Here is a 3,967-nt window from a genome sequence, read left to right as displayed (position 1 = left end):
GCCATGAGCCTGACGGGCGAGTGGCTCCAGGTGCGCGTGCCGGGGCGCGGGCGGGGCTGGGTGTCGTCGGCCTACGTGGAACTGTTGGGCGACCCCAGCGCCATCGCCGCGGCCACGGCCGCTGCCGTGACGGCCACCCCGGCCGCCGACTCCCGGCCGCCGGCCACGGGCGGCCAGCGAGAGGCCCGCCCCTCCATCACGCCCAGCCCGACAACGACGCCCACGCCCGCCGGCCGGCCGACGGGCGGCGCGCTCTGGCCCACGCAGTGGCCCACGCCCGCCCCGCCCGAACTGACGCAGACGCCGCCCGCTCCCTCCGGCCCCACCCAGACGCCCGTCTGGCCGCCCACCCCGCCGCCGACGCTCCTGCCCCCGCCTACGGCGATAAGATAGGGGCTAGGGACTAGGGAAGAGCGCCCTCCCCTAAGCCCTAGTCCCCACCCTCTATCTCCTAACCCCTGTTCAAGAAATGAGGGTCTAGGCCAGAACGTTCTTCCCTAGCCCCTAGCCCCTAGTCCCTATTTCGTGGCGCTATTTGGGGCAGAAGCCTGCTATACTGTAGGCAGGTCGCATCGCCGGGGTGTTATCAGGGGTCTCGGCGCGGCGGCCGTTCCAGGGTGTGGGCCCGCCGCGGGCCATCAGTCACCAAGCAGCCTCGTGTAGCTATCCACGAGGCCGACCTCTCCAGAGTCTCACGCAAAGCACGCAAAGTGCGCCAAGAACGCAAAGTGTTATTCTTCTTGGCGCTCTTGGCGTCCTTTGCGTTCTTGGCGTGAGCTTCTTACTCCTCGATCACGAGTTCGTCACTGGACGACCGCCCCCACGCCTCCATCTCATACATCGCCCACGCCTCGGCCGGCAGGGCGGTGAAGGCGCCGGTGTGGGTGGCGCGGGCGGTGTACTCAAAGGTGTGGGTTCCGATCGGCAATTCGCTGATGAAGAACGTCACCCGCCCCTCGCGAATCTCCTTGTAGTTATAGCCGTAGCTGCGCCACGTTTCCTCTGGCGGCCAATACTCATACGGGCCGCGGACGGCGTCGTGGCTGGTGGCGTTCAGCCGCTCGTTTAGCGGCTCCAGCCCGCCCGGCACGCGATCTTCCACCAGCATGTAGAACTCATCGCGCGGAACCTTGACCGTCAGCCGCACCAGCACCAGTTCGCCGGCGCGGGCGCTCGCCAACGCCGTCTTGCCGTCGGGCGACAGGTAGCGGCGGTCGACCACGATGGGGCCGTCGGCCTCGATGGCATCGCGGGCGGCGGCGTAGCGCGCGTTCAGGGTGTAGTAGAGCCGGCCGCCGGCCGTCGTCGTGACCTCCAGCGCGTTCTCGCCCGCCGCCAGCCGGTTGACGGGCACGGCGAGGGTGTCGCGCAGTTCGCCCGCGGCCAGTTCGCCCGCGGCCAGCGGCGCGCCGTTGAGCACCACGGCGTAGGGGGCGGGCGTTTCCGTTACCCCCGTCGCCAGCAGGTGATCGGTCAGCCCCAGAATGGCGTAGGCCGTCTCGTTCGTCGTGCCCCAGCCGTCGCCGCGCCGGGCGTCCATCAGGTAGCGCACGATCTGCGGCTCCAACTCGCTGCCCGGCCGCAGCCGGACGAAGGCCGACAGAGCCAGCGCCGTGGAGCGCAGGGCGGAGGACATATCCTTGCGGGCGTAGTAGCCGTCGCCGCCGGTAATGCCCCAGTGGGCGCGGCCGTCTTCGACGATGGCCGTCGCCTCCAGTTGATCCATGATCTCACCCGCGGTCCCGGCCTCGCCGGCGGCGTCCAGCGCCAGGGCCAGCGCGGCCAGGCTGAAGGCGTCGAGCGCCTCGTCCCCCTCCAGGCCGCCGGCTTCATCCAGCAGGGCCAGGGCGGCCGGGCCGTCGGGCTGGCCGGCGACGGCCAGCGCGTAGAGCATGTAGGCGCGGGTGCGCGGGTTGGCTTCGGCCAGGTGCTCGCGCAAGTAGACCGCGCCGCGCTCAATGACGCCGGGATCGATCTCGTGTCCCGCCTCGGCCATTGTGCTGAGGCCGAAGACGACCCAGGCGGTCTGGTAGTCGTGGCTATCGTCGTCGAACCACCAGCCCCAGCCGCCGTCGTCGTGCTGGAAGCCGTAGAGGCGCTGGGCGCTGACGTTGACCAGTTCGTCCAGATTCACGTTCGCCGGCGGTGGGAAGCCCAACGTGTTAAAGGCGCGGCTGACGACGGCGTTGGGCAGGGCGCGGCTCATCGTCTGCTCCACGCAGCCGTAGGGGAAGCCGGTCAGGAACTCCAGGCCGTTGAGCAGTGTGCCGGCCGCCGAGCGGCTGATCTCCAGCGTGACGACGCTCTGCGGCAGGAAGTCGGCCGGCGCGTCGAAGGCGATCGCGCCCGAGCCGACCAGATCGCCGCTGGCGTAGGCGACGATGGGCACGGCCAGCGGCCGGGCAGCCAGCGGCAGCTCGATGGCGTCGCCCGTCGCGCCGTCGGGGAAGGTCGCCGTCACCAGCGCCCGCGTCTCGCCCGCGGCGGCCACGACCACCGGCCAGCCGATCACCCGCGTCTGGCCCGGCTCCAACGCCACCGTCTGCTCCGGCTCAGCGATGGACAGCAGCCCCGCCGCGTCGGAGAGCGACACCGTCAGTTCGGCCGGCTCCGCACCGTAGTTGTGGACGACGGCCGATAGGGCCAGCTCGTCGCCCACGGTCAGGCCGCGCGGCAGGATGGGGCGCACGATCACGTCCTGGTGGGTGGTGAATTTGTGGATGGCCTCGCCCACGCTCGTGTCGGCCGCGGTGACGGCGCGCGCCGTCAGCCGCCACGTCGTCAGGCTGTCGGCCAGGGCGATGGTCACGGTCGCCTCGCCGTTGGCGTCGGTGAGCAGGGCCGGGAACCAGGCCGCCGTGTCGGGGAAGTCGCTGCGCGGGTTGCCCAGACCGTCGCCGCCGCCGCCACCCAGGCCACCCCCGTACAGGTCGCGGCCGGGGGCCAGCGCGTTGCGGGTGCGCACGCGGTTGGGGCGCTCGTGGTAGAAGGCGTCGTAGAGCGGCCGGGTGTTGTCGTCGGCCAGCAGGAAGATGGCTTCGTCCACCATCGCCAGGGCCACCTGGGCGATGACGGGCTGGCCGGCGGCGTCGGTCACGCGCACCGTGACCGTCGCCTCGTCGCGCGGGGCGTAGACATCCCGGTCGGTGGCGATGGTCACGGTCAGCGTCCGGTCGGTGACGGGCACGGACAGGTTGACCGAGGCCGTCACCAGTTGGGCGTCGCGCTGGCTCGCGGAGGCGTAGTTATACCAGCCCTCCTCGCTTTTCTCGGTCGGCGGGTGGACGACCAGCGGCTCCCAGGCGTTGACCGTCACGTGAATGTTGGGCGCGTCCTCTGGCAGGATGGGCACTTCAACGACGGTCAGCGGCGGCGTCAGCATGACCGGCATCTCGCGCCGGACGACGGCCCGCTCGAACGTCAGCAGGGCCGGCCCGCCGAAGGGGGAGGCGATCGCCAGCCGGGCCACATCGCCGGGGGCGTACTGCTCCCGGTCGGCGCTGATGGTGATGCCCATCTGGTCGCCGCTGTACCACCAGCCGGCCGACTCGTCTTCGCCCAGGGCATAGACGTAGGTATCGGCGATGAGCGTGCGGCCCGCGTCGTCGCGCCCCAGTAGCCGGAACTGGTAATAGCCGGGGCCGGGCAGGGTGTAATCGCGCTGGACAGTCCCGTCTGGGCCGGTGATCCACTCCTCGGGCGCCTCAACCTCGACGTATTTGCCCTGGCTGCCCGACCAATGGCGCAGATAGGCGCGCAGGGCGCGCCCGTCGACCGGTGTAGGTTCGCCAACGGTCGTCGTCACGCGCGCCGTCACCGGGAAGGACTGTCCGGGATCCACAAAATAGCTCTCCGTCTGCAACTCGACCAGCTCGGCCGCGCGGTGGGCGGTGACGGCGGCCGAGCCGCTGACGGTCAGATTGCTGCCGTCGTTGACCGTGGCCTCGACGGCGAAGCGCCGCGTCTG

General features: G+C 70.8%; 1 protein-coding gene and 1 pseudogene. One reads left to right on the top strand and one right to left on the bottom strand.

The features are described from left to right. A pseudogene (locus tag ACE3UY_RS07080) lies at positions 1-393 on the top strand (hypothetical protein); the annotation flags it as partial. A 388-nt stretch (positions 394-781) separates the two neighbouring features. Here the strand turns inward: ACE3UY_RS07080 and ACE3UY_RS07075 are convergent. Next, on the bottom strand, positions 782-3,967 hold a 3,186-nt coding region (locus ACE3UY_RS07075), incomplete at its 5' end, for an alpha-2-macroglobulin (RefSeq protein ID WP_374686841.1).

This window comes from Promineifilum sp. (SeqCode), from assembly GCF_041918635.1.
Lineage (GTDB): Bacteria > Chloroflexota > Anaerolineae > Promineifilales > Promineifilaceae > Promineifilum.
The sequence above is the reverse complement of the archived record's forward strand: the minus strand, read 5'-3'. Positions and strand labels throughout refer to the sequence as shown.